At 72.3% G+C, this 24,128-nt stretch carries 21 protein-coding genes; 13 read left to right on the forward strand and 8 right to left on the reverse strand.

The genetic code is table 11. The features are described 5' to 3' along the window. Positions 1 to 9: 9 nt before the first annotated feature. Positions 10 to 1,029 carry an SAM-dependent methyltransferase gene (locus tag AB0J76_RS28555; protein WP_352320732.1) on the reverse strand — a complete coding sequence of 340 codons (1,020 nt, stop codon included), beginning with the start codon at positions 1,027 to 1,029 and terminating at the stop codon, positions 10 to 12. Between the two features lie 102 nt (positions 1,030 to 1,131). On the opposite strand from AB0J76_RS28555, the gene AB0J76_RS28560 reads away from it, so the two are divergent. The 8 genes from AB0J76_RS28560 to AB0J76_RS28595 all read left to right on the forward strand — a co-directional run bounded on the left by AB0J76_RS28560 (position 1,132) and on the right by AB0J76_RS28595 (position 10,244). After that, on the forward strand, positions 1,132 to 2,058 hold the full coding sequence (locus tag AB0J76_RS28560) for a bifunctional riboflavin kinase/FAD synthetase (protein ID WP_352320734.1): 927 nt from the start codon (positions 1,132 to 1,134) through the stop codon (positions 2,056 to 2,058). A gap of 181 nt (positions 2,059 to 2,239) precedes the next feature. Continuing rightward, entirely contained in the window at positions 2,240 to 2,509 is a 270-nt protein-coding gene (gene rpsO, locus AB0J76_RS28565) for a 30S ribosomal protein S15 (RefSeq protein ID WP_090945762.1), read from the forward strand. Positions 2,510 to 2,884: 375 nt separating this feature from the next. Next, positions 2,885 to 5,221: a polyribonucleotide nucleotidyltransferase gene (locus AB0J76_RS28570; RefSeq protein ID WP_352320736.1), complete on the forward strand. Its 2,337-nt coding sequence runs from the start codon at positions 2,885 to 2,887 to the stop codon at positions 5,219 to 5,221. Positions 5,222 to 5,267: 46 nt separating this feature from the next. After that, positions 5,268 to 6,575: a pitrilysin family protein gene (locus tag AB0J76_RS28575; protein ID WP_352320738.1), complete on the forward strand. Its 1,308-nt coding sequence runs from the start codon at positions 5,268 to 5,270 to the stop codon at positions 6,573 to 6,575. A 113-nt stretch (positions 6,576 to 6,688) separates the two neighbouring features. Beyond that, positions 6,689 to 7,426, forward strand: coding sequence for a 4-hydroxy-tetrahydrodipicolinate reductase (gene dapB / locus AB0J76_RS28580; protein ID WP_352320740.1), 738 nt, complete (start codon positions 6,689 to 6,691; stop codon positions 7,424 to 7,426). 146 nt (positions 7,427 to 7,572) lie between these two features. Continuing rightward, complete coding sequence (locus tag AB0J76_RS28585; protein ID WP_352320741.1) at positions 7,573 to 8,046, forward strand: GNAT family N-acetyltransferase; 474 nt, start codon at positions 7,573 to 7,575, stop codon at positions 8,044 to 8,046. A gap of 9 nt (positions 8,047 to 8,055) precedes the next feature. Next, a complete protein-coding gene (locus tag AB0J76_RS28590; protein ID WP_352320742.1) occupies positions 8,056 to 8,718 on the forward strand; it encodes a TenA family protein in 663 nt (220 codons plus the stop codon). Continuing rightward, positions 8,709 to 10,244, forward strand: coding sequence for a helix-turn-helix domain-containing protein (locus AB0J76_RS28595; RefSeq protein ID WP_352320744.1), 1,536 nt, complete (start codon positions 8,709 to 8,711; stop codon positions 10,242 to 10,244). The genes AB0J76_RS28590 and AB0J76_RS28595 overlap by 10 nt, the downstream gene beginning before the upstream one ends. A gap of 12 nt (positions 10,245 to 10,256) precedes the next feature. Here the strand turns inward: AB0J76_RS28595 and AB0J76_RS28600 are convergent, their stop codons facing one another. Next, entirely contained in the window at positions 10,257 to 10,493 is a 237-nt protein-coding gene (locus tag AB0J76_RS28600) for a glutaredoxin domain-containing protein (RefSeq protein WP_352320746.1), read from the reverse strand. Positions 10,494 to 10,623: 130 nt separating this feature from the next. Between AB0J76_RS28600 and AB0J76_RS28605 the strand changes: the two genes are divergently transcribed. The 5 genes from AB0J76_RS28605 to AB0J76_RS28625 are packed head-to-tail and all read left to right on the forward strand — an operon-like array spanning position 10,624 to position 17,702. Further along, complete coding sequence (locus tag AB0J76_RS28605; protein ID WP_352320748.1) at positions 10,624 to 12,246, forward strand: ABC transporter substrate-binding protein; 1,623 nt, start codon at positions 10,624 to 10,626, stop codon at positions 12,244 to 12,246. Further along, complete coding sequence (locus AB0J76_RS28610) at positions 12,219 to 14,159, forward strand: prolyl oligopeptidase family serine peptidase (RefSeq protein ID WP_352320749.1); 1,941 nt, start codon at positions 12,219 to 12,221, stop codon at positions 14,157 to 14,159. Before AB0J76_RS28605 ends, AB0J76_RS28610 begins: the two co-directional genes overlap by 28 nt. Next, positions 14,159 to 15,112, forward strand: coding sequence for an ABC transporter permease (locus AB0J76_RS28615; RefSeq protein WP_352320751.1), 954 nt, complete (start codon positions 14,159 to 14,161; stop codon positions 15,110 to 15,112). The genes AB0J76_RS28610 and AB0J76_RS28615 overlap by 1 nt, the downstream gene beginning before the upstream one ends. Continuing rightward, the gene (locus AB0J76_RS28620; protein ID WP_352320753.1) at positions 15,109 to 15,951 is read left to right on the forward strand and encodes an ABC transporter permease; all 843 of its coding nucleotides are present in this window, start codon (positions 15,109 to 15,111) and stop codon (positions 15,949 to 15,951) included. Before AB0J76_RS28615 ends, AB0J76_RS28620 begins: the two co-directional genes overlap by 4 nt. A gap of 2 nt (positions 15,952 to 15,953) precedes the next feature. Beyond that, positions 15,954 to 17,702, forward strand: coding sequence for an ABC transporter ATP-binding protein (locus tag AB0J76_RS28625; protein ID WP_352320825.1), 1,749 nt, complete (start codon positions 15,954 to 15,956; stop codon positions 17,700 to 17,702). On the opposite strand, the gene AB0J76_RS28630 is transcribed toward AB0J76_RS28625, so the two are convergent. The 6 genes from AB0J76_RS28630 to AB0J76_RS28655 form a co-directional block, all read right to left on the reverse strand. Beyond that, positions 17,699 to 18,274: an XRE family transcriptional regulator gene (locus tag AB0J76_RS28630; RefSeq protein WP_352320754.1), complete on the reverse strand. Its 576-nt coding sequence runs from the start codon at positions 18,272 to 18,274 to the stop codon at positions 17,699 to 17,701. The two genes, AB0J76_RS28625 and AB0J76_RS28630, sit on opposite strands and share 4 nt — an antisense overlap. A gap of 35 nt (positions 18,275 to 18,309) precedes the next feature. Further along, entirely contained in the window at positions 18,310 to 19,155 is an 846-nt protein-coding gene (locus AB0J76_RS28635) for an alpha/beta hydrolase (RefSeq protein WP_352320755.1), read from the reverse strand. Between the two features lie 7 nt (positions 19,156 to 19,162). Further along, positions 19,163 to 19,888, reverse strand: a complete 726-nt coding sequence (locus AB0J76_RS28640; protein WP_352320757.1) for a GAF and ANTAR domain-containing protein — start codon at positions 19,886 to 19,888, stop codon at positions 19,163 to 19,165. A 98-nt stretch (positions 19,889 to 19,986) separates the two neighbouring features. Further along, positions 19,987 to 20,985, reverse strand: a complete 999-nt coding sequence (locus tag AB0J76_RS28645) for an adenosine deaminase (protein ID WP_352320759.1) — start codon at positions 20,983 to 20,985, stop codon at positions 19,987 to 19,989. A gap of 2 nt (positions 20,986 to 20,987) precedes the next feature. Further along, positions 20,988 to 22,727 carry an adenine deaminase C-terminal domain-containing protein gene (locus AB0J76_RS28650; protein ID WP_352320761.1) on the reverse strand — a complete coding sequence of 580 codons (1,740 nt, stop codon included), beginning with the start codon at positions 22,725 to 22,727 and terminating at the stop codon, positions 20,988 to 20,990. Continuing rightward, positions 22,724 to 24,073, reverse strand: coding sequence for a cytosine permease (locus AB0J76_RS28655; protein ID WP_352320763.1), 1,350 nt, complete (start codon positions 24,071 to 24,073; stop codon positions 22,724 to 22,726). The genes AB0J76_RS28650 and AB0J76_RS28655 overlap by 4 nt, the downstream gene beginning before the upstream one ends. Positions 24,074 to 24,128 lie beyond the last annotated feature (55 nt).

A 24,128-nucleotide genomic window follows, 5' to 3' on the forward strand; every position in this document is an offset into this window, starting at 1 on the left:
CGTCGCTTGTCAGGCGGGTTTGCGGGCGACCAGGATGTCGCGGACGATCGCCTGGTCGACCCAGTGCTCGAAGTCGGGGTAGTCCATGACCTCCAGGCCCGCGCCGGTGAGGATCGCGGCCAGCTCGGCGCTCTTGCCGCCGTAGGTGTTCCAGGAGATGCCCATCGCGCCGCCGGGGCGCAGCAGCTCGGCCCAGACCGGCACGGCCTGCCTGAGCAGCTCCAGCGGGCTGCGGGACAGGCCGCCGCCGCCCTTGCTGCCGTGCTGGACGCCGTAGGGGGCGTCGGTCACGACGACGTCGAACGTGCGGGGCTTGAAGAACTCGCGGCTCTTGAGCGTGTCGGCGTTGACCACGGCGAGCTGCTGCACGTCGCCCGCCTTGACGGCCTCCTTCGACAGCCCGAACGTGACGTTGAGCCGCCGCCCCACCAGCGCCCGCGCCCGCCGCACCGGCACGGTCTCGGCGGTGTGCTTGAGCCGCTTGTTGCGCAGCCAGGTCTTGATGAACGTCGTGTACGCCTCGAAGTCCTTGCCGTCGACGTCGAGGCCGTAGGCGTCGTAGCCGTACATGAGGGCCTGGTTGAGGGTGGTGCCGCGGCCGCACATCGGGTCGAACACCGACAACTTCCCGGACATGGGCCGGTCGGAGGCGAGCACGGTGACGTTGAGCAGCAGCTTGGTGAAGTGCTCGTTGGTCTTGCCGGCGTATTTCTGGATGGTCAGCAGGTCGCTGCTCAGCCGGTCGAGGGGGCGCATGGCCAGCGGGCGCAGCAGGTCGCCCTCGACGCCGAAGACCGCGTAGACGGAGGACAGGTTGGACAGCAGCGCGACGTCGGGCTCCGACAGCGGCTCGGCGGTCTCGAACGTGATGTACGGGACGCCGCCGATGGTGGTCTCCGCGCTGTCCAGCACGGTGTTCTCGATGGCGTGGTCGCTGAAGACGGCCAGCTCGCCCCTGGTCAGACGTGGGGAGCTCTCGCCGTAGACCCGGTTGAAGGCGGGCAGGATCAGGAGCGCGTATCGAGGCATGATGGCTCATCCTACTTGCGGGAATACCGCGCTCCGCCCCTCGATTGGAGGTGAGCGGGAGGTGCATGGCAGGCTTGTGTCGGATTGATCTGCCACGAACGAATGGGGCCTAGCGTGCGGGGTTCGAGAGGGTCTGTGGTGACCATCGGCGTGTACGACGGGGTCCATCGCGGGCATCGCAAGGTGATCGAGCGGACGGTCGAGCTGGCCCGCGAGCGAGGGGCGCGCAGCGTGGCGGTCACGTTCGAGCCGCATCCCGACGAGGTGGTGCGGCCGGGCACCCGGCGGGCGCGGCTGACCACGCTCAAGCGGCGCGCCGAGCTGCTGGCCGAGCTGGGCATCGACGACGTCGAGGTGGTGGAGTTCACCCTCGACCTGTCCAGGACGAGCCCCGACGACTTCGCCCAGGGCGTGCTGGGTGAACGCCTCGGGGCGGCGGTGGTCGTGGTCGGGGCGGACTTCACGTTCGGGCACCACGCCGTCGGCGACGTCGAGACGCTGCGCACGCTGGGCGACAAGTACGACTTCGAGGTCGAGGTGGTGCCCCTGCTCGACGGCGTCTCCTCGACCTCCGCGCGCGAGCGGATCGTCGCCGGTGACGTCGAGGGGGCCGCCGCCGAGCTGGGCCGTCCGCATCGGGTGGAGGGCGTGGTGGTGCGCGGCTACCAGCGGGGGCGGCAGCTCGGCTTCCCGACCGCCAACGTCGAGACGCCGCAGCAGACGGCCATCCCGGCCGACGGGGTCTACGCGGGGTGGCTGGAGTGCGTCCCGGTGGCCAACCTGCCCGCGCCGTACGAGGGCGAGCGGTGGCCGGCGGCGATCTCGGTGGGCACGAACCCGACGTTCGAGGGCGTGCCGCGTACCGTGGAGGCGTACGCGCTCGACCGTGACGACCTGGAGCTCTACGGGGTGCACGTGGCGGTGGAGTTCGCCGCCCGGCTGCGGGGCAACACCCGCTTCGAGTCGATCGAGGCGCTGATCGACCAGATCCACGCCGACGTCGACGCCGCCCGCCGCATCACGTCGTGACATCAGGTGCGAGGCCCTTGTGGGCGCGGAACGCTTGACTCCGATGGTAACCTTGCATGTCGGCTCTGTGACGGTGGCGCTGCTGCGCTGCCCATGACGGCCTTCACGCGGCGACTGTAGGCACGCACGGTCGTTCGCACTCTCATCTCATTCGCGCGTGTCCGTAGATCGAAGGAGAGCCGTGTCCCTCGACACCGCTGCCAAGAAGACCATCATCAGTGAGTACGCGACGGCCGAAGGCGACACCGGTTCGCCCGAGGTGCAGATCGCGCTGCTCAGCAAGCGCATCAGCGAGCTCACCGAGCACCTGAAGACGCACAAGCACGACCACCACAGCCGTCGTGGCCTGCTTCTGCTCGTCGGTCGCCGGCGTCGTCTGCTGAAGTACCTGCAGAAGGTCGACATCCAGCGTTACCGTTCGCTCATCGAGCGACTCGGTCTGCGCCGATAACATGAAAGGGAGCGGCGCGCGGCGCCGCTCCCTTCTCATATGGCTCCGCCCATGTGGGTAGGAGCACACACGAGCGCCGCGCCGTCGGCGTACAACTGAATATCCGAGACACACAGCCCCCGCGTCCGATTCAGCACCATGCGACCCGCGACGCCTGCGGGCCGGTCCTCGGTAGTGGCTTCCGGTAAGAATGACCGGGCGCTTCGATCGAAGACCGGCGCTGCACCTTCTATGGGGAGACACGCTGATGGATCTCCGCCACCGTGCCACCGGGCACGACGGATGGGCGGCGGTCTGACGAGCGGGTCCTTTCATAGGCACGAGGGTGCCGGTGAGAAAAGAGGGCGCGGGTGACCGACCACAAGGAGGTCCCCCGTGGAGGGTGTCCACACCGCTGAAGCCGTCATTGACAACGGCTCTTTCGGCACGCGCACGGTCCGGTTCGAGACCGGTCGTCTCGCGCGCCAGGCGGCGGGTTCCGCCGTCGCCTATCTCGACAACGACACGATGGTGCTCTCGGCCACCACCGCGTCCAAGGCTCCCAAGGAGAACTTCGACTTCTTCCCCCTCACGGTCGACGTCGAAGAGCGCATGTACGCCGCGGGCCGCATCCCCGGCTCGTTCTTCCGCCGTGAGGGCCGTCCGTCCGAGGACGCGATCCTGACCTGCCGCCTGATCGACCGGCCGCTGCGCCCGTCGTTCGTCAAGGGCCTGCGCAACGAGATCCAGGTCGTCGCCACGGTCATGGCGCTCAACCCCGACCACCTCTACGACGTGGTCGCCATCAACGCCGCCTCGCTGTCCACGCAGCTCGCCGGGCTGCCGTTCTCCGGCCCGATCGGCGGCGTGCGGGTCGCGCTGATCGAGGGCCAGTGGGTGGCCTTCCCGACGCACCCCGAGCTGGAGCGGGCCACGTTCGACATGGTCGTGGCGGGCCGCCTGCTCGACGACGGCGACGTCGCGATCATGATGGTCGAGGCCGAGTCCACCAAGGACACGCTCAAGCTGGTCGCCGACGGCGCGGTCGCGCCGACCGAGGAGACCGTCGCGCAGGGTCTTGAGGCCGCCAAGCCGTTCATCAAGGTGCTGTGCGAGGCGCAGTCCCGCATCGCGCAGGTCGCCGCCAAGGAGACCGCCGAGTACCCGGTCTTCCTCGACTACCAGGACGACGTCTACAACGCGGTCGAGGCCGCGATCAAGACCGAGCTGGCCGCCGCGCTGACCATCGCCGGCAAGCAGGAGCGCGAGACCGAGCTCGACAAGGTCAAGGCGCTGGCCGCCGAGCGGCTGCTGCCCGAGTTCGAGGGGCGCGAGAAGGAGATCTCCGCCGCGTTCCGCTCGGTGATGAAGAAGCTCATGCGCGAGCGGGTCGTCAAGGAGGGCGTCCGCATCGACGGCCGCGGCACCAAGGACATCCGCGCCCTGTCGGCCGAGGTCCACGTGGTGCCCCGGGTGCACGGCTCGGCCCTGTTCGAGCGCGGCGAGACCCAGATCCTGGGCATCACCACGCTGAACATGCTGCGCATGGAGCAGAACATCGACACGCTCAACCCCGAGCGGACCAAGCGCTACATGCACAACTACAACTTCCCGCCGTACTCCACCGGTGAGACGGGCCGCGTGGGCTCGCCCAAGCGCCGCGAGATCGGTCACGGCGCGCTGGCCGAGCGGGCGCTCATCCCGGTGCTGCCCTCGCGCGAGGAGTTCCCGTACGCCATCCGCCAGGTCTCCGAGGCCCTCGGCTCCAACGGCTCCACCTCGATGGGCTCGGTCTGCGCGTCCACGATGGCGCTGCTGGACGCCGGTGTGCCGCTCAGGGAGATGGTCGCCGGCATCGCGATGGGCCTGATCAGCGAGGGCGGCAGCTACGTCACGCTGACGGACATCCTCGGCGCCGAGGACGCCATGGGCGACATGGACTTCAAGGTCGCCGGCACCAAGGACGTCATCACCGCCCTGCAGCTCGACACCAAGCTCGACGGCATCCCCGCCTCCGTGCTGGCCGCCGCGCTGAAGCAGGCCAAGGGCGCCCGCCTGGCGATCCTCGACGTGATGCAGGAGGCGATCGACTCCCCGGCGGAGATGAACCCGACCGCGCCGCGCATCATCACGATCAAGGTCCCGGTCGACAAGATCGGCGAGGTCATCGGCCCGAAGGGCAAGATGATCAACCAGATCCAGGACGACACGGGCGCCGAGATCACCATCGAGGACGACGGCACGATCTACATCGGCGCCACCGACGGGCCCTCCGCCGAGGCGGCCCGTTCGGCGATCAACGGCATCGCGAACCCGCACATGCCCGAGGTCGGCGAGCGTTACCTGGGCACGGTCGTCAAGATCGCGGCTTTCGGCGCGTTCATCTCGCTCATGCCCGGCAAGGACGGCCTGCTGCACGTCTCCCAGATCCGCAAGCTGCACGGCGGCAAGCGCATCGAGAACGTCGAGGACGTCATGGGCGTCGGCGAGAAGATCCAGGTCGAGATCGCCGAGATCGACGGCCGGGGCAAGCTCTCCCTCGTGCCCGTCGAGGTCATCGAGAAGGAGGCCGCCGAGAAGGAGGCCAAGGCCGCGGCCGGCGCCGAGGACGGCGAGGCTCCCGCGCCCGAGGCCGACTCCGCCGCCGCCGAGGACAAGCCGGAGCGGCCGCGCCGCACCCGGACCCGCGTGCGCACCAGCCGCCCCAACGAGGGCGACGACCGCAACTCGTGACCGCGCAACCACAGTTCTCGGCACCCCCGAAGCAGGAGGCCTCGTGATGACCACCACGCTGCACCCCGGCAAGGACGGAGCCGGGGTCGTCAGGCGCACCGTCCTGCCGGGCGGGCTCCGTGTGGTGACCGAGACCATGCCGACCGTGCGTAGCGTCGCGGTCGGCATGTGGGTCGGCATCGGCTCGCGTGACGAGGCCCCCGAGCACATGGGGGCCACCCACTTCCTCGAACACCTGCTGTTCAAGGGCACGCCCACGCGGGACGCGATGGAGATCTCGGCCTCCATCGAGGGCATCGGCGGCGAGATCAACGCCTTCACCGCCAAGGAGTACACCTGCTACTACGCGCGGGTCCTCGACGAGGACCTGCCCGTGGCGGTCGACGTGCTCGCCGACGTGGTGACCAGCTCGCTGATCACCGACGAGGACGTCGAGTCCGAGCGCGGGGTGATCCTGGAAGAGATCGCCATGCACGACGACGACCCGTCCGACGTGGTGCACGAGCAGTTCGCCGCGGCTCTCTACGGTGACTCGCCGATCGGCCGGCCCATCCTGGGCACGGTCGACTCGATCAACGCCCTGGGCCGTGAGCGCATCGCCGAGTACTACCACCGGTACTACCGGCCGCGTACCACGGTGGTGTCGGTGGCGGGCAACGTGCGGCACGAGGAGGTCGTCGAGCTGGTCGCCCGCGCGTACGAGCGGGCGGGCGCGCTGGAGGGCCCCTACGAGTTCGCCCCGCCGCGCACCAGCGGTCCGGGCGCCGAGACCCGTTCCGGGGTCAGGGTGCTGGACCGGCCGACCGAGCAGGCCAACCTGGTGCTCGGCACGACCGGCATGTCCCGCACCGACGACCGCAGGTTCGCGCTCGGCGTGCTCAACGCCGCGCTGGGCGGCGGCATGTCCTCCCGGCTCTTCCAGGAGATCAGGGAGAAGCGCGGGCTGGCCTACTCGGCCTACAGCTACACCTCGGCCTACGCCGACACCGGGCAGTTCGGGATCTACGTGGGCTGCCTGCCCTCGAAGATCGACGACGTGCTCAAGATCTGCCGGGACGAGGTGTCCCGGGTGGTGGCCGAGGGGATCACCGCCGACGAGATCATGCGCGGCAAGGGGCAGATGCGCGGCGGGCTCGTGCTGGGGCTGGAGGACACCGGGTCGCGCATGTCGCGGATCGGGAAGAACGAGCTGGTCTACGACGAGCTGATGTCGGTCGACGAGGTGCTGGCCCGGATCGAGGCGGTCACCCCCGACGAGATCGGGGAGGTCGCCCGTGACGTCCTGAACCGGCCGCTCACACTGGCCGTCATCGGGCCGTACGGGGACAAGGACTTCTCGGAGGCCATCGCCTGACGGGGTTCGCCCTGGCCGGGGCTGTTTTCGAGGGGGAGAGCGGGGTTCCGCTCTCCCCCTTCTCGGTTCGGGGGGTGCTTGGGAGGGGGTGGCGGGCGTAATAGGGTTGGGGCGTGATCAGGGTTGGTGTGCTGGGCGCGCGTGGTCGCGTGGGCGTCGAGGTGTGCAGGGCGGTCGAGGCGGCGGACGACCTGGAGCTGGTGGCCGCGCTCGACAAGGACGATCCCGTCGAGGGGCTCGAAGGCGCCGAGGTGGTGGTCGACTTCACCCATCCCGACGTGGTCATGGGCAACCTGGAATGGGCCATCGCCCACGGCGTGCACCCGGTGGTGGGCACCACGGGGTTCGACGCCGGCCGGCTGGAGACCGTGCGGGGGTGGCTGGAGCGCTCGCCGGGCGTCAACTGCCTGATCGCTCCCAACTTCGGCATCGCGGCCGTGCTCATGATGCACTTCGCGCAGCAGGCGGCCCGCCACTTCGAGTCCGTCGAGATCATCGAGCTGCACCACCCGAACAAGGCCGACGCCCCCTCGGGCACCGCCCGGCGTACCGCTGAGCTGGTGGCCGAGGCGCGCGGCAAGGCCGGGCTCGGCGGGATGCCCGACGCCACCAGCACCGCCCTCGACGGCGCCCGCGGCGCCGACGTGGGCGGGGTGCACGTGCACGCGGTGCGCCTGTCCGGGCTGATCGCCCACCAGGAGGTGCTGCTCGGCGGCGACGGCGAGATCCTCACCATCCGGCACGACACGATGAGCAGGTCGGCGTTCACGCCTGGCGTGCTGCTGGGCGTGCGCCGGGTGCGCGAGCTGCCCGGCCTCACCGTGGGCCTGGAGCCCCTGCTCGACCTGTGACCGCTGCACGACGTGCCCATGACCGCGTGTGACCGGGGTCATGGGCACGTCGTGAGGAGAGGGTCCCGGCTCCGCACAGCCGGGCCTACGATCATCAACACTAATACCAGCGGCGTGGTCCACCCGAAACATGAGACCGTGTCGTCATGGTGCGATGGGCCGACCCGGACGAGCTGGCCGGGCTGATCTCCGTGGAACTGGCCGCCGACAAGCTGTTCGAGCAGGCCGGCATAGTCTTCCCGCCGGGCACGACCATGGTCGAGGAGGTCACGGACGCGGCCTCGGTGCTGGTCGAGGGCGACCCGCCGGCGGGGTTCGCGATGATCGGCCGGGTCGACGGAAACCTGCATCTCGACCAGCTCGCGGTGCATCCCGACCACATGCGGCAGGGCATCGGCGGGCGGCTGATCGAGGCGGTGGCCGACCACGCGCGGGCGGTCGGGGCCCCGGCGGTCACGCTGACGACGTTCCGTGACGTGCCCTGGAACGCCCCCTGGTACGAGCGGCACGGCTTCGCGGTGCTGCCCGAGGCCGAGTGGGGCCCGGAGCTGCGTGCGCTGGTGGAACACGAGCGCGAGCTGGGCATCGAGGTGGCGCCGCGGGTCGTGATGCGCCGATAGCCTGGGCGGGTGAGCCGGTTTCGTGATGAGTTGTGGCAGGTCGTCGGCGGTGTGTACGACCAGATCCTGGCCCACCCGTTCCTGTCGGGGCTGACCGACGGCTCCCTGCCGCGGGAGGCGTTCCGCCACTACGTGGTGCAGGAGGCGCACTTCCTGCCCGACTACGCCAGGGCGCTGGCGGCGTGCGCGGCGCGTTCGCCGGAGCCGTCCGGCGTGCAGCGGTTCGCCCGCGACGCCGCCATGACCGTCGAGGTGGAGCACAGCCTGGTGGTGGAGCTGCTGGCCGCGTTCGGGCTGGACGAGGCCGATGCGCGCAAGACGCCCGCCGGGCCCACGACGGTCGGATACACCTCGTACCTGGTGCGTACGTGCTCGCTGGGCACGTTCCCGGAGGCGCTGGGCGCGATCGTGCCCTGCTACTGGATCTACGCCCGGGTCGGCGAGACCCTGCTCGGCCGGTCCTCGCCCGACCCGCTGTACGCCTGGTGGATCGACACCTACGGCGGCGAGGGCTACCAGGAGACCGTGGCCGGGGTGCTCGACCTGCTCGACGGGCTGGCGCCGGCCGGCGAGGAGCGGCTGCGGCTGCTCGACCGCGCGCTCACCACGGCCCGCTACGAGTGGATGTTCTGGGACGCGGCCTGGCGCCGGGAAGGCTGGCCATGCGGCTGAGGGACCTTCTCCAGGCCGGTCAGCTGGCCCTGAAGGTGCTGACCGGGCACGACCTGCTCGACCGGCGCGTACGCGGCGTCACCACGACCGACCTGCCCGACCCGGCCATGTTCGTCAAGGCGGGCGAGCTGGTGCTCACCGAGCTGACCTGGCACACCGGCCCGGCCTCCTCGCGCGACTTCGTCGCCAAGCTCGGGGACGTGGCGGCGCTGGTCGCCGGCACCGCGCTCAAGGTGCCGCCGGCCGACCTGATCGACGCCTGCGCCGAGGCCGGGCTGCCGCTGCTCACCCTGCCGGTGGACGTGCCGTTCAGCCAGCTCACCGAGCACGTCCTGCGGGCGCTGATCGCCGAGCTGGGCACGCCGCCGCGGCCCGCGTACGCCGCCCGCAGGCGGCTGGCCAGCACCCTGGTCGACGGCGGCAGCCTCACCAAGCTCGTCACGGCGGTGGCGGGCGAGCTGGACGTGCCCTGCTGGGTGCTCTCGCCAACGGGCCGGGTGGTCGTCGGCTCCCAGCCGCTGGACGCCGCGGCCCGGCTGCGGCTGGCGCACACGTTCTTGACCGCGCGGTTCCTGCCGGGGATGGTGACGCAGGAGGACGGCACGACGCTGTCGGTGTTCCCGGTCAGCAAGGGGGCGCCGCACCGCATCGCCAACTGGTTCCTGGCGTACGCGGGCGAGCAGGTGCAGGGCGAGAACGAGGACCTGGTCGTCGAGCTGGCCGCGCTGGTGGCGCTGGAGCGCTCGCGGCTGGAGGCGGCGCAGCGCATCGAGCGGCGGGTGCTCGACCAGCTCCTGACGCTGCTGGAGTCGGGCGACGCGGCGCTGCCCGGCGTGGTGTCGCGGCTGCACACGCTGCACGTGGAGACCGAGCACGGCCTGCTGGCCGTCGCCCTGTCGGCGCGGCTCGACGGCGGCGGCGGCGAGGTCGCCGTGCCCGTCCTGGACGAGCTGCTGCGGCCGCTGGCGCCCGGCATCGTCACGGCCACCGGCCCCGCCGAGGCGGTCGCGCTCGTCCCGCTGGCGGGCAACACGGCCGACGAGCTGACGGCCCACGTGCTCAGGGGCGCGCGCACCCTGGAGGCGGGGCTCGGTCAGGGCCGCATCACGCTCGGGGTGAGCAGCGTGACGACCGGCCCGGCGGCGCTGAGCAGCCTGATCGAGGAGGCCAGGCACGCGCTCACGCTGGCCGGCCTGAGCGGCGACCGGGTCAGCGTGATCACCGGCGACGACGTCAGCTCCCACCGCACGCTGCTGGCCGCCATCCCGGGGGAGCTGCGGCGGGCGTTCCGGTCGCGGCTGCTGGGGCGGCTGGAGTCGTACGACGCGGCCAACCAGACGGACCTGCTGGAGACGTTGCAGGCGTACCTGGAGGAGTCGGGCTCGTGGGCGGCCACGGCCGAGCGCCTGCACGTGCACGTCAACACGCTGCGCTACCGGATGCGCCGGATCGAGGAGCTGACCGGCAGGTCGCTCAACTCCTGGGACGAGCGGGTCGACTTCATGCTGGCCCTCAGGATGCGCTGAGAACGCCGGCCCTCAGGAGGCGCCGAGCCGCGCCCGCACCTCCTCCACGCCGGGGTTGACCAGGGCAGAGCCGTCCGGGAAGACGACCGTGGGGATGAGCCAGGAGCCGCCGTTGAGCTCGGCGATGAGGTCGACGGCGCCGGGGGTCTCGTCCACGTCGATCTCGGTGTACGGGATGCCGGCGCGGGAGAGCTGCGTCTTCAGCCGGTGGCAGTGACCGCACCAGGGAGCGCTGTACACGGTGATCATGTATTTCCGATTCGATAGGTGGGTTTGACTGGTGGCGCAGGCGCCGAATACTCTCGTGTGCCAACTGGAGTTTACCGGTAGACACTGCAGCTAGGCGGGTTGGCCGGTCGTGTGAAAGTAGGGTCCCCCGGTGACCGATCTGCCTGTCTCCCGGCGTTCTGTCCTGCGGTCCGCCGCCTTCGCGGGGGCGCTCGCCGTGCTGCCCGGCCTGCTGTCGGCGTGCGGGCCGGCCGAGCAGGAGGCCGGGACGGCCGCCAAGAAGAGCCTCGACGTCCTGCGCGTCGCGCTGCCCTCCTCCATCGGGTCGCTGGACGCGGCCAAGGAGGCGGGCATCATGAACTACGTCGTCGCCCTCCTCGTGCAGGAGTCCCTGGTCGGCGTCGGCCCGGACGGCAGCCTCCAGCCGTCCCTGGCCGAGTCCTGGGCCAGGAAGGACGCCACCACCTACGTCTACAAGCTGCGCCCCGGCGTGACGTTCTCCGACGGCAGCCCGCTCACGGCCGCCGACGTGGTCGCCAGCCTGAACCTGCACGCCAAGAAGGGCTCGACCACCGCCTTCGCCTACGCCTACGCCAACGTGGACACGATCGAGGCCACCGGCGACGCCGAGGTGACGATCAGGCTCAAGAGCCCCGACGCGGCGTTCGCGTGGGTGCCCACGCCCGGCACGCTGCTGGTGACCAGCGCGAAGTTCATCGAGGCCACCGGCGAGCGCATCGGCACGCCGGAGGGCAAGCTGCTGGGGACGGGGCCGTACAAGGTGGCCGAGTTCGCCCCCGACTCGCACGTCACGCTGGAGCGCAACGACGCCTACCGGGGCGGCGAGCCGGCCTTCCGGCAGATCAGGATCGACTTCATCCCCGAGGAGTCCACGCGGCTGCTGGCCATGCGCGGCGACAACGTGGACGTCGCGCTCAACGTGCCGGCCGAGCAGATCGACCAGTGGAAGGCCGTGCCCGGCGCGCAGGTGCTGACCGCCGCCGACCGTTCGCTGGTCACGCTGGCCTTCAACACGGCCAAGAAGCCCTGGGACGACGTGCACGTGCGCCGGGCCGTCGCCCACGCCGTGGACCGGGAGGGCATCGTCAGGAGCGTGCTGCGCGGCCACGGCAAGGTCGCCACCGCCATCCCGGACCCGGCCCAGTGGGGCGGCGTGCTGGCCGAGGCCGAGGTCACCGCCCTGTACGCGGCCATCCCCCAGTGCGGCTTCGACCTGGCCCAGGCCAAGGCCGAGCTGGCGAAGTCGGCCACGCCGCAGGGGTTCGCCGACACGCTCACGTACCCGAGCAGCGGCCCGCAGCTCGGGCGGGCGGCGCTCACCCTGGCCGAGAACCTCAAGACCATCGGCATCACGCTGGAGGTCAAGGAGGTGCCGCTCGAACAGTGGATCGCCGACCTCGGCAAGCACGGCTCCGGCGTCTACCTCGGCTGGTACTTCGCCACCACCGGCGACCCCGCCGAGTACGTCCAGCAGCTCCTGCACGGCGGCGCCACCGGCGAGAACGGCACCAACATCGCCGAGTACGACAACGCCGAGGTGACCGGCCTGCTGGACCGGGCCAAGGCGGGCACCGACGACGCCGCCCGGGGCAAGCTGCTCGGCCAGGCGCTGGTCAGGGCGGCGGCGGACGTGCCGTACCAGCCGCTGTGGTGGGGCGAGGCGGCCACCGCGTTCGGCAGGGCGGTCGCCGCCGAGGGCTTCGGGCCCTACTTCTTCGTCGGCCCGTGGGCGACGAAGGTGGCCGCACGCTGATGACCGACCCCACCGACCCGACCGGCCCCACCCGCCCCACCGACCCGACCGACCTCACCTACGCGAACCGGACGGACGGGACGCGCGACCCCATCGACGTGCATCAGGCGCTGGCCGGGATGCGCTATCCCGAGTCGGTGTCGCTGCACCCCGGCGGCGACCGCGTCGCCTGCGTGATCGACGGCGTCGCGTACGTCGTCGGGCTCGACGGCGCCATGGAGGCCGCGGGCGACTGCCACGGCCCGGTCCGGTGGCTGCCCGACGGGCGGCTGCTGCGCACGCCGTCGCCGTCCGAGCTGGCCGTCGACGGCTGGCGGGCCCGCGTGGACGGCGAGATCGAGGACCTGATCCCCGGCGCGGACGGCACCGTCCTGGTCCGGCTGGCCGACCCCGGCAGCGAGCGCGACGGCAGCCACCTGGGCCTGCGCGTGCACGACCCGTCCGACCCCTTCGTCCTGACGCCGGGCGGCCGGCTGCGCCGCCTGGCCTGGTTCGAGATCGGCGACGACCGGCCGCGCGAGCTCCCGCTGCCCGGCCTGACCGTGTGGGACGCCGACTGGCGCGCAGGCCGCGCCCTGGCCGTGACCTCGCCGGACGAGACGCCCGCCGGGTACTACCGGCCCCGGCTCGACCTGGTCGAGGACGGCGAGGTGCGCACGTTGCACCGCACGTCCTGGCAGCTCGCCCGGCCCCGGCTGGCCCCGGGCGGCCGGATCGCCGTGGTGGTCGAGGGGCTGTCGATCGTCTCGGGCCGCGTCCTGCGGGCCGACCTGGTCACGGGGGAGGTCGCCTACCTGGGCGACCTGGACGACGTCACCGACCTCGGCTGGCTGGACGACGACACCCTGTGGTTCACCGGCTGGTCGGGCACCGGCGTGCACGGCGGGGTGCTCAGCGCCGCCGACGGCCGCGTCCTGAGCCGCTGGACGGCGCGGGGGACGCTGGGCGGCCGCGACGGCCAGCCCTCGCTGTCCGTGGACCGCGCCGGCACGGTGGCCGCGGCCTGCTGGGAGAGCCCCGGGCAGCCGCCCGAGGTCGCCGTGGCCGTCCTCAGGGAGGGCGACTGGCGTCCGGTCACCGCGCTCAACGCCGGGCTGGCCGCGCTGGCGGCACGCCAGGAGGAGATCACCTGGACGGGCCGCGACGGCCTGCCGGTCAGCGGCCTGCTGCTCACCACCCCCGGCGCCGGAGAGGGCCCCAGGCCGCTGGTCGTCATGGTGCACGGCGGGCCCACCTGGTTGTGGTCCAGCTCGTTCGCGCCCGCCGAGTCCAACCAGCTCGCCCTGCCGCTCGCGCACGCCGGCGCCGCCGTCCTGCTGCCGAACCCCAGGGGCAGCAGCGGCCGCGGCCAGGACTACGCCCGCGCGGTCATCGGCCAGGTCGGCGCGGCGGACCTGGACGACGTGCTGGCCGGCGTGGACCACCTCGTCGCCACCGGCGTCGCCGACCCCGGCCGGACCGCGGTCATGGGCCTGAGCTACGGCGGCTACCTGACCGCCTGGGCCGTCACCCGCACCGACCGCTTCCGCGCCGCCGTCGTCATGTCCGGCGTGAGCGACTGGCTGAGCTTCTCCACCGCCAGCAACCTCGCGGGCGGCTTCGACCCGCTCTACCACGCCGGCGCCGACCCGGCCACCAGCGAGGGACGCGAACGCCTGGCCGCCCGCTCACCCGTGCACCACGCCGCCAAGGCCGCCGAGGCCGCCACCCCGACCCTGATCCTGCACGGCGAGCGCGACCGCACCACCCCTCCCGGCCAGGCGGAACAGCTCTATCGTGCCTGGTCGGCGGCGGGCGTGAGCACTCAGCTGGTCCTCTACCCTCGGGAGGGTCACGAGCTGGTCGAGCCCGCCCACCGCAGGGACGCGGCGGAGCGCGTGATCGGCTGGCTGACCGGGGGCGGGGTGTTGTGATGGGCTGGGCCGGGTTCCTGCTGCGCAGGTCCGCGGGCACCGCGGCCGTCGTGCTGCTGCTGTCGGCCGGCGTGTTCGGCCTGCTCTACCTGGCCCCGGGCGACATCCAGCAGACCCTGCTCGGCACCCGTCCGGCCACCGCCGACACGATCGCCGCCCTGCGCATCCGCTACCACCTCGACGACCCCGTCGCCGTCCAGTACCTGCGCTGGCTCGGCGGGGTGCTCGGCGGCGACCTCGGCACCTCCATCAGGACCGGCCAGCCGGTCGCCGCGATGCTCGGCGAACGCCTGCCGCGCACGCTCGTCCTGACCGGCTACGGCACGCTGCTGGCCGCGCTGGCGGGCCTGCCGCTCGGCGTGCTGGGCGCGCTGCGCAAGGGCCGGGCGAGCGACCGCCTGGTGGTGACCGCCGGGGTGGTGGGGCTCAGCGCGCCGCCGTTCGCGGTCGGCCTGCTGCTGCTCGTGGTGTTCGCGCTGGGGCTCGGCTGGTTCCCCGTCTACGGCACGGGGGAGGGGTTCGCGAGCGAGCTGTGGCACCTGACGCTGCCCGCCGTCGCGCTGGCGGCCGGGGCGGCCGGGATGCTGCTGCGCTTCAGCAGGGCCGCGCTCGTCCGCGAGCTCGACCAGGACTACGTGGTCTTCGCCCGCGCCCGCGGCCTGAGCGCGCCCGTCGTGCTCGGCTACGCCATGCGCAACTCGCTGGTGCCGGTCCAGACCGCGGCCGGGCTCGTCGTCACCGGCATGCTCGCCGGGACCGTGCTGGTGGAGGTCACGTTCGCGCTGCCGGGGCTCGGGTCGCTGCTGGTCGACTCGGTCACCTTCAAGGACGTGCCGGTGGTGCAGGCGCTCGCGCTGCTGCTCACCCTCCTGATCGCCGCCGTCAACCTGCTGGTGGACGTCGCCTACTCGGTGGCCGACCCGCGCGTGCGGCTCGGCGGGGGCGCGTCGTGACCGCGCCGGCCCGTACGCGCGGGCGTGCCGTGATCCGCCGGTTCCCGATCGCCGTGCCGCTGGCGCTGGCCGTGCTCGCGGTCGTCGTGGCCGCCGCCGCGTTCGCGCCCTGGCTGGTCCCCGGCGCCACCGCGCAGGACCTGATGACCGGCATCTCCATGCCCGGCCCCGGCCACCCGCTCGGCACCGACGACCTGGGCCGCGACGTGCTGAGCCTGCTCGTCGCGGGGGCCCGCACCGCCGTGCCGGGGGCGTTCGCCGTGGCCGCCGGCTCCATGCTGATCGGCAACCTGCTCGGCCTGGCCGCCGGGTACTTCGGCGGCTGGACGGACACCCTGGTCATGCGCTGGGCCGACCTGATGTTCTCGCTGCCCGCGCTGCTGGTCGCGATCGTCGTGGCGGGCGTGCTGGGCGGCGGTTACGGCCTGGCCGTCGCCGTGCTGGTGGTGCTGTTCGCGCCCACCGACACCCGCGTGGTGCGCGGCGCGGTCCTGGAGCAGCGGCACCGGCCCTACGTCGAGGCGGCCCTGCTCAAGAACCTGTCGTCCTGGCGGATCATGACCCGGCACATCTGGCCGAACATCGTCCCGGTCAGCCTGGCCTCGGCGTTCCTGAACTTCGCCTTCGCCCTGGTCTCCCTGTCGTCGTTGTCGTTCCTCGGCCTGGGCGTGCCGGCCGGATCGCCCGACTGGGGGCGCACGCTGGCCGACAACCGCACCCAGCTGCTGGCCAATCCGTGGGCGGTCATCGCGCCCGGCCTGGCCGTGATCGTCACCGCCGCCGCGCTCAACCTGGTGGGCGACTGGCTGCACGAACGTTTCGAGCGGAGGGCCCGGTGACCATGCTGCGGGTGGCCGACCTGACCGTACGGCAGCCGGACACCGGCCGTACGCTGCTGTCGCAGGTGTCCTTCGAGGTCGCCGCCGGCGAGTCGGTGGCGATCGTGGGCGAGTCCGGCTCGGGCAAGTCGCTGACCGTCCGCGCGCTGCTCGGGCTGCTGCCCGCCGGGCTGGAGTCCACCGGCCTGGTCGAGATCGACGGGCGGCGGGTCGACGACGACCCCAGGGCCAGGCGGCGGCAGCGCGGCGGCACGGTCTCGCTGCTCATGCAGGACCCGTTCACGCTGCTCAACCCCCTGCGCAGGGCCGGCAAGCAGATCGCCGACGGCCTGCCAGACGGCGCCGACCCGAAGACCGAGGTGCCGCGGCTGCTGGCCGAGGTGGGCCTGCCAGGCGAGGTGGCGGGCCGCTACCCGTTCCAGCTCTCCGGCGGCATGCGCCAGCGGGTGGGCCTGGCCTGCGCGCTGGCCGCCGCGCCGCGGATCCTGCTGGCCGACGAGCCGACCACCGCGCTCGACGCCACCACGCAGCGCGAGGTCCTCGCCCTCATCCGCCGCATCCAGCGCGAACGGGACATGACGTTCCTGCTCATCACCCACGACCTGCGGCTGGCGTTCTCGATGTGCGACCGGGTCGTGGTCATGTACGCGGGCCGGGTCATGGAGGTCGGGCGCGCCGCCGAGCTGCGCAGGGAGCAGCGGCATCCGTACACGCGGGCGCTGCTGGCCGCCGAGCCGCCCGCCGACCGGCGGCTGCCGGTCATCCCATCCGTGCCGGGCTCGGTGCCGGCCCACGACGCGGTGGCCGGGCGCTGCGGGTTCGCCGACCGGTGCGCGCACGCGGGGGAGGAGTGCCGGGCGGGCGTCCCGGCCCTGGTTCCGGTGCCGGGCGCGGAGGTTCGCCTGTCGGCCTGCGTACGGGCCGCCGCGCTGCCCGAGGCGCCGCCGCCCCCGCCGGGCGTGCCGTCGCCGCCGCGCACCGCCGCCGCGCCGCTGCTGGCGGTGACGGGCCTGCGCAAGACGTACGCGGGCGCGTCGCGGCCGGCCCTGGCCGGTGTGGACCTGACCGTGGCGCCGGGCGAGGTCGTGGCCGTCGTCGGCGAGTCGGGGTCGGGCAAGACCACGCTGGCCCGCTGCGTCACCGGCCTGGAACGGCCCGACGCGGGCGTCGTCACCCTCGACGGGCTCGACTGCTCCGACCACACCCGCCTGTCCCGCCAGGCGGTGCGCCAGGCCCGCCGGACGGCACAGATGATCTTCCAGGACCCGTACTCGACGCTCAACCCGGCGCGTACCGTCGGTGCGACACTCAAGGAGGCGCTCGCCGCCGAGGGACGCCCCACGGACGTCGGCGCGCTGCTGCGCCTGGTGGGCCTCGACCCGGCACTCGCCCGCAAGCGCCCAGCCGGCCTGTCGGGCGGCGAGCGCCAGCGCGTGGCCATCGCGCGGGCCGTGGCCGGCGAGCCCCGCCTGCTGGTCTGCGACGAACCCGTCTCCGCCCTCGACGTCTCCGTGCAGGCGCAGGTGCTCACCCTGCTCGCCGGGCTCAAGGAACGCCTGGGCATGGGCCTGCTGTTCATCACCCACGACCTGGCCGTCGTCCGCCAGCTCGCCGACCGCCTGTACGTGCTGCGGGCCGGCGAATGCGTCGAGACCGGCGACGTGGACCGGGTGCTGGACGCCCCCGCCCACCCCTACACCCGCGAGCTGCTGGCCAGCGTGCCCGACGGAAGCAGCCGCTGGCCCGGCTAGTCGTAGGAGATCAGCGTGAGCATCCGGCAGCCGCGCTCGCCGGTGGAGTAGACGTGGTCGACCTCGGCCCCGAACCGCACCGCGTCGCCCTCGCCCAGCCGCACCGACCACGTGTCGCTCTCGACCGTCACCTCGCCGGACACCACGTAGGCGTGCTCCACGGACCCGTGCCCGTGGGCGCTCCTGGCGCTGCGCGTCAGCGGCGGCAGCTCGCCCTCGGCCAGCTCGAACCGCCGTCGGTCGGCCGCGGCGAACAGGCCGCGCACGGTCGTGTCGCCCACCGCCACCGGCAGGCCCTCGCTCCTGCGCAGCACCTCGGGCTCGGCGAGCTGGGTACGGGTCAGCTCGGCGAAGGTGAGCTCCAGCGCCCCCGCCAGCCGGGTCAGCACCTCGATCGTGGGGTTGGCGACGCCGCGCTCGATCTGCGAGATCAGCGCCTTGCTCACCCCGGTCAGCTCGGCCAGCTCGCGGACGCTGAACCCCCGGGCCAGCCGCGTGCGCCGCAGGTTGCCCGCCAGCGCGCCGCGCACCCCGGCGGCCTGCCCGTTGGTGACCGCGAGTTCCTGCCGCACGTGGTGAGTCCTTCCTGTCCCGGCGTCCACCCCCATCATGCCCTGCGCGTCAGGCCGTCTCGTCCGGCCGCCGCGTCCAGGAATCCGGACACCGCCGAGACGAACGCGGCGGGGTCGTCCACCCACGGGAAGTGCCCGGCGCCGGGCAGCGTCACCAGCGTGGCGTCGCGGAACAGGGCGGCGAAGGGCCGCGCGTGCAGGCGGCAGGGGTGGACGTCCAGGTCGCCGGTCAGCAGTAGCGCCGGCGCGTCCAGCGTGGCCAGCCCGGCCCTGACCTCCTCGGGCGTCACCGGGGACCGCGCGTAGAAGCCGTCCGCGGCGGCCTCGCCGCACTCCTCCTCGGCCCGGGCGGAATGGGCCGCGGCGCGTTCGGTCCAGGGGCCGTAGAAGAACCGGTGGCGCTGCACGCCCTCGTCCGCCAGGAACTCCGCCAGGGCGGCGGCGTACCACGGCTCGTGCGCGCGCAGCTCCAGACCGGCCCGCCAGTCCTCCTCCGTCGGCGCGAAGCCCACGGCGACCGGCGAGGGCGCGACCAGGCACAACGACCTCAGGCGGGCCGGATGCAGCCCGGCGTACCGGACGGCCACGTTCGCGCCCGCCGAGTGGGCCAGCAGGTCCATGCGGTCCAGCCCCAGGTGCTGCCGCAGGGCCTCGACGTCCGCGGCCAGCCGGTCCCACCGGTACGTCCCGGTGTCGGCCGGGATCGCCGAGTCGCCGGTGCCGCGGCCGTCCAGCCGGATCAGCCGCCGGGGCAGGCCGCCGAGGTCGCCCAGGTAGACGGAGGCGCGGCCCGGGCCGCCTGGCACGCACACCAGCGGCTCGCCCGTCCCGTGGACGTGGTAGGCCAGCACGGTCCCGTCGTGGGCGAGGAAGGAGGGCATGGGGCGATTATGCCGAATGCCCCTGGTCGCCGGGCGGCGGATCCTCGAACCGCGGCCGCTGCGGCGGGCCGCCGCTCACAGACCGGACGATCGTCGCCGCGACGTGGTGCACCTTGAGGTTGCGGTCCTGGGAGACGTTGCGCAGGATCTCGAACGCCTGGTGCGCGGTGCAGCGGCGCTGCGCCATGACGATCCCGATCGCCTGGTCGATGACCGGCCGGGTGCCGAGCGCCTCCTTCAGCTGCGCCGCCACCTCCCGCGTACGGGCCGCGCCGATCGCCACGTCGAACAGCACGCCGATCGAGGCGGCGCTCACCTGCGCCGCGACGTGCGTCCGCGCGGCGAAGCCGGCCGTGCCCGCCGAGTAGAGGTTGAGCGTGCCCAGCAGCCGCCCCTGGGTGGTCAGCGGCTCGGCGTGCAGGCTGAGTATCCCGTGCGGCTGCGGGCAGAAGGACCCCCAGCGGGCGTCGCCGGCCGCCAGACCGGCCGCCGTGACCGGGCGCCCGGCCTCGATCGCGTCGAAGCTCGGCCCCCGCCCGGCCGCCGACTGCATGCCGTCGAGCACCCTGGCACGGGCGTGCGCCCACGCCGCCGACCGGATGCCGCGTTCGGTGCACAACGTCACGCTGACCAGCGGAGAGTCGGGCATCGCACGGGCGGCGACGACGACACTCCGCGTCAGTGCCCGTTCGAACTCGTCGATTCCGGCCGGAACAGCGGTCCTGTTCAACAAATCCCTCGCGCTCGGCTGCGGCTCACGCCTGCGACCAGACAGCCTGCCCCTCCAGCGGGGTTCTAAGCGGCCCCCGCCGGAGGTTTTCCCGGGACCGCTCAGGCGAGGTAGGCGTCGACCTCGGCCAGGTAGGCGTCCTTCAGGTGCCGCGGCAGCCAGGTGATCTCGAACGCGTTGCGCTCCAGCCGGGCCAGCTCCTCGCGGGTGAGCTGCAGCTCCTCCTGCAGCGCCGCCAGGTTCTCGCCCACGTACCCGTTGAAGTACGCCGGGTCGTCGGAGTTGATCGTCACCCGGACGCCGAGCTCCATGAGCTTGCGGATGCCCTCGGCCTTCATGGAGTCGGTGACGTACCCGTTGGAGATCGGGCAGCAGGTCAGGCCGATGCCGCGGGCCAGCACCAGGTCCACCAGCCGCTGGTCCTCCAGGATGTTGACGCCGTGGTCGATCCGGTCGACGCCGATCTCCTCGATCGCCTGCCGGATGTGCTCGATCGAGTTGTCCTGGTCGACGTCGCAGTGCATGGTCAGCAGGTAGCCCTCCTGGCGGGCCCGCTCGTACACGGCGGCGAACTTGGCCGGCGGGTTGCCCTTCTCGTCGGAGTCCAGGCCGATGCCGACGATCCACTCCTTGTACGGCAGCGACTCCAGCAGCGTCGCCATCGCGTACTCGGCCTGGAAGTCGCGCAGGAAGCACATGATGAGCTGGGCCCGCACGCCGAGCTGCCGGTCGGCGTCGATCAGCGCTCGCCGCAGCCCGCGGATCACCACGTCGAACGGCACCCCGCGCGAGGTGTGCGCCTGCGGGTCGAAGAAGATCTCGGCGTAGCGCACGTTCTGCTCGGCGGCCTTGCGCAGGTAGGCCATGGCCAGGTCGTAGAAGTCGGGCTCGGTGCGCAGCACCTGCATGCCCTCGTAGTAGACCGTGAGGAAGGAGGGGAGGTCGTCGAAGGAGTAGGCGGCCCGCATCTCCTCGACCGACGTGTAGGGCAGCGCGATGCCGTTGCGCCGGGCCAGGTCGAACTTGAGCTCCGGCTCCAGCGTGCCCTCGATGTGCAGGTGCAGCTCGCACTTGGGGAGACCGGCGATGAAGTCCTTCATGATCAAACCTCCGTGAGGATGGGGTCGACGACCTCGAGCCGTACGCAGTCGACCAGCCCGAGGTCGGTGACGGCGTAGTCGGGGATCGCGGTGATCGACAGGAAGAACAGGTACATCAGCGGCGCCGGCAGCGTGCAGCCCAGCTCGCGGGCCAGGTCGTCGAGCCGCTCCTCCAGCACCGCCATCTCGGCGGCCGGCAGGTCGGAGACGATGCCGCCGACCGGCAGCGGCAGCAGCGCCCGCACCTCGCCGTCCACCACCACGGCCTGGCCGCCGCCGTGCTCGGCGACGGTGTTGACGGCCAGCGCCATGTCCTCGCGGGAGGCGCCCACGCAGATGATGTTGTTGTCGTCGGGCGCCGCGCTGGTGGCGATCGCGCCGGCCCGCAGGCCCATGCCGCTGACCATGGCGACCGGCTTGTTGCCGGTCTTGCCGTAGCGCTCGACGACCGTGACGAGCAGCGCGTCCTGCTCCACGGACGGCTCCACGACGCCGTCGGTCACCGGCAGGGTCACGTCCCGCCTCCTGCGGACGAAGACCTGGTCGGTGAAGCCGAGGGTCAGCACGGTCGCCTGCTCGCCCTCGGCGCGCAGCACCAGGTCGCCGGCGGTGACCGGGGCGATCGGGAACGGCCGGACCGGGCCACGCTCGGGGGCGGGCGTCGGCGTGACCATCCGGCCGTCGCGGGCGGCGGGCACGCCGTTCGCGATCACCTCGCGGACCCGGAAGTCCTCCAGCGAGTCGACGATCAGCACGTCCGCGAACCGGCCGGGGGACAGGCTGCCCACCAGGTGGTCGATGCGGTACATCTCCGCGCAGTTCACCGTGGCCATCTGGATCGCCGTCACCGGGTCGACCCCCGCCGCGACCGCCATCCGGACCAGCTTGTCCATATGGCCGCCCGCCAGCACGTCGGCGGCGTGCACGTCGTCGGTGCAGAACGCCAGCCTGCGGGAGCCGGCCAGGGCCACGGCCTTGATGTTCTCGTCGAGGAAGTGGGCGACGGAGGACTCGCGGATGATGCCGTACATGCCGCGGCGCAGCTTCTCCAGCATCTCCTCGTGCGAGTAGGACTCGTGGTCGAGCCGCACCCCGGCCGCCGCCAGCCCGCTGATCCGGCGCGGGTCGGACAGCGGCGCGCAGCCGAACACCGGCAGCCGCCGCTCCCGGGCCAGGTCGAGGGCCTCCATGACGGCAGGATCGGAGTGTTCCACCATCTCCTGGACGGTCTCCCAGATCCCCACACATTCCGGCCATTCGTGGGCGATCCTGTGCTCAGCCGGACCGAACGGGTGCCCGACGGTCGACTCAGGCACGGTGTAGGGCGCCTTGGCGGGTGCACCCCACCAGATTCGCATGCCGGTCGCCGCCGACTCGTCCAGGAAACGCCGGACGCCCGGCAGCCCCTCGGCCACGAGGATCTGGTCCAGCCCCGACACCACGCTCGTCGTGCCGAACGGCACCACCAGGTCGGCGAAGCTGGTGACCGACAACTTGCTGCACTCGATGTGCAGGTGGCCGTCGATCAGGCCGGGGACCAGGTAACCGCCCCGGGCGTCGACGATCTCGGTGTCCGGGCCGCGCTCCAGCACCGGCTCGACGGCGGCGATCCGGCCGCCCACGATGCCGATCTCGGCCGGGTACAGCTCGCCGGTCAGCACGTTGACGAGCGTGCCGTTCGTGATGATCGTGTCCGCGGGCCTGCGCCCGTACGCCACGTCCAGCAGGTCGCGGTCCATCATGCCTCCACAGTCCGTACGGCGGGCCGCGGGACGAGCAGCGCGTAGGCCGCGCCCGCCACCAGGAAGCCCGCGAAGATGCTGAAGTCGCTGCCGCCCGTCGCCTCCGACAGCGGCCCGACGAAGACGGCCGAGTTGATCCACAGGGCCGCCGCCACCATGCCCAGGACCTGCGCGATGATCGCCGGCCACCGGACCTGGCCGGGCGCCTGCTCGTCGAACAGCGCCTCGGCGTCGTAGCGTCCCCTCCTGCGCAGCCAGTCGGTGATGTAGACCCCGGCCCAGGGCGCCAGCCAGATGATCAGCAGCGCGAGGAAGTTGTTGAGCATGGTGTTGAAGCTGTTCGAGGTGACCGCCACGAACGTGATGATCACGCACAGCACGAGGTCGCCGACGACCGCCACCCAGCGCTTGACCTTGATCCCGGCCGCCTGCAGGTTCAGCCCCGAGGAGTACAGGTCGGTGGTGTTGACCGCGAACAGCGACACGATCGCCAGCAGCAGGTACGGCACCACGAACCACTGCGGCAGCGCGCCCGGCAGCCCCGAGATCGGGTCGGTGTTGTCCTTGACCACGGTCGCCACGGCCGCCCCGAGCGTCATCAGCAGCACGTACGGGACGAACCCGCCCAGGGCCGCGTACCCGAAGACCGCCTTCCTGGAGGAGCTCGCCGGCAGGTAGCGGGAGTAGTCGCCACCCAGCGGCCCCCACGACAGCCCACCCGCCGACATGATCATCGCGATCGCCATCGTGAACGTGGCGAAGTCCGCCGACCCGCCGCCGCCCCCGAGCTCCACCTTGGGCGCGATCAGGATCGCCATCAGGCCGAACAGCACGACGAACACCCAGGTGAAGTACTTCTGCGCCTTCATCACCGCGGCGTGCCCGATCAGCGGCAGCACCAACTGGATCGCCGCCGCCACCAGGATGACCACGACCTTGAGCCCGAGCCCCTGGTCGCTCACCCCCGCCTGCTCCAGCAGCGACAGCGCCGCGAACGTGATGAGCACCATGCCGCCGGCCTCGAAGCCCACCATGTTGAGCCAGCCGAAGAAGCTGAGCACGCGGGCGCCCTTGGGGCCGTAGGCGGCCCTGGAGACCGCCATGGTGGAGGTGCCGGTGGCCGGGCCCTGCAGGCTGGTCAGGCCGACCAGCGGGAACGACAGCAGGTTGCCGATGACGATCGCGACGACCGCCTGCGTGAAGCTGAGCTGGAACGCCGCCACGATGGTGATGCCGTAGACGAGGGTGAAGATGCCCATCGTCGTCCCGGACCAGAGGAAAAGCAGGTCACGCGGGCGGCCGTACCTTTCGCCGGCCGAGACCAGTTCGATCCCGCGTTGTTCCATGGCCCCTCCTGAGGGTCGCTGGGTGTGTGCGCACACAGTGAACCGTAGGGGGGTG

This window comes from Nonomuraea sp. NPDC049624 (genome assembly GCF_040675255.1).
In the GTDB taxonomy this organism is placed as follows: domain Bacteria; phylum Actinomycetota; class Actinomycetes; order Streptosporangiales; family Streptosporangiaceae; genus Nonomuraea.

Coding starts and splice junctions, on each gene's coding strand:
- AB0J76_RS28555 (WP_352320732.1), bottom strand. CDS start 1,029: ATGCCTCGATACGCGCTCCTGATCCTGCCCGCCTTCAACCGGGTCTAC.
- AB0J76_RS28560 (WP_352320734.1), top strand. CDS start 1,132: ATGGGGCCTAGCGTGCGGGGTTCGAGAGGGTCTGTGGTGACCATCGGC.
- AB0J76_RS28575 (WP_352320738.1), top strand. CDS start 5,268: ATGACCACCACGCTGCACCCCGGCAAGGACGGAGCCGGGGTCGTCAGG.
- AB0J76_RS28585 (WP_352320741.1), top strand. CDS start 7,573: ATGGTGCGATGGGCCGACCCGGACGAGCTGGCCGGGCTGATCTCCGTG.
- AB0J76_RS28595 (WP_352320744.1), top strand. CDS start 8,709: ATGCGGCTGAGGGACCTTCTCCAGGCCGGTCAGCTGGCCCTGAAGGTG.
- AB0J76_RS28600 (WP_352320746.1), bottom strand. CDS start 10,493: ATGATCACCGTGTACAGCGCTCCCTGGTGCGGTCACTGCCACCGGCTG.
- AB0J76_RS28615 (WP_352320751.1), top strand. CDS start 14,159: ATGGGCTGGGCCGGGTTCCTGCTGCGCAGGTCCGCGGGCACCGCGGCC.
- AB0J76_RS28625 (WP_352320825.1), top strand. CDS start 15,954: ATGCTGCGGGTGGCCGACCTGACCGTACGGCAGCCGGACACCGGCCGT.
- AB0J76_RS28635 (WP_352320755.1), bottom strand. CDS start 19,155: ATGCCCTCCTTCCTCGCCCACGACGGGACCGTGCTGGCCTACCACGTC.
- AB0J76_RS28645 (WP_352320759.1), bottom strand. CDS start 20,985: ATGAAGGACTTCATCGCCGGTCTCCCCAAGTGCGAGCTGCACCTGCAC.
- AB0J76_RS28650 (WP_352320761.1), bottom strand. CDS start 22,727: ATGATGGACCGCGACCTGCTGGACGTGGCGTACGGGCGCAGGCCCGCG.
- AB0J76_RS28655 (WP_352320763.1), bottom strand. CDS start 24,073: ATGGAACAACGCGGGATCGAACTGGTCTCGGCCGGCGAAAGGTACGGC.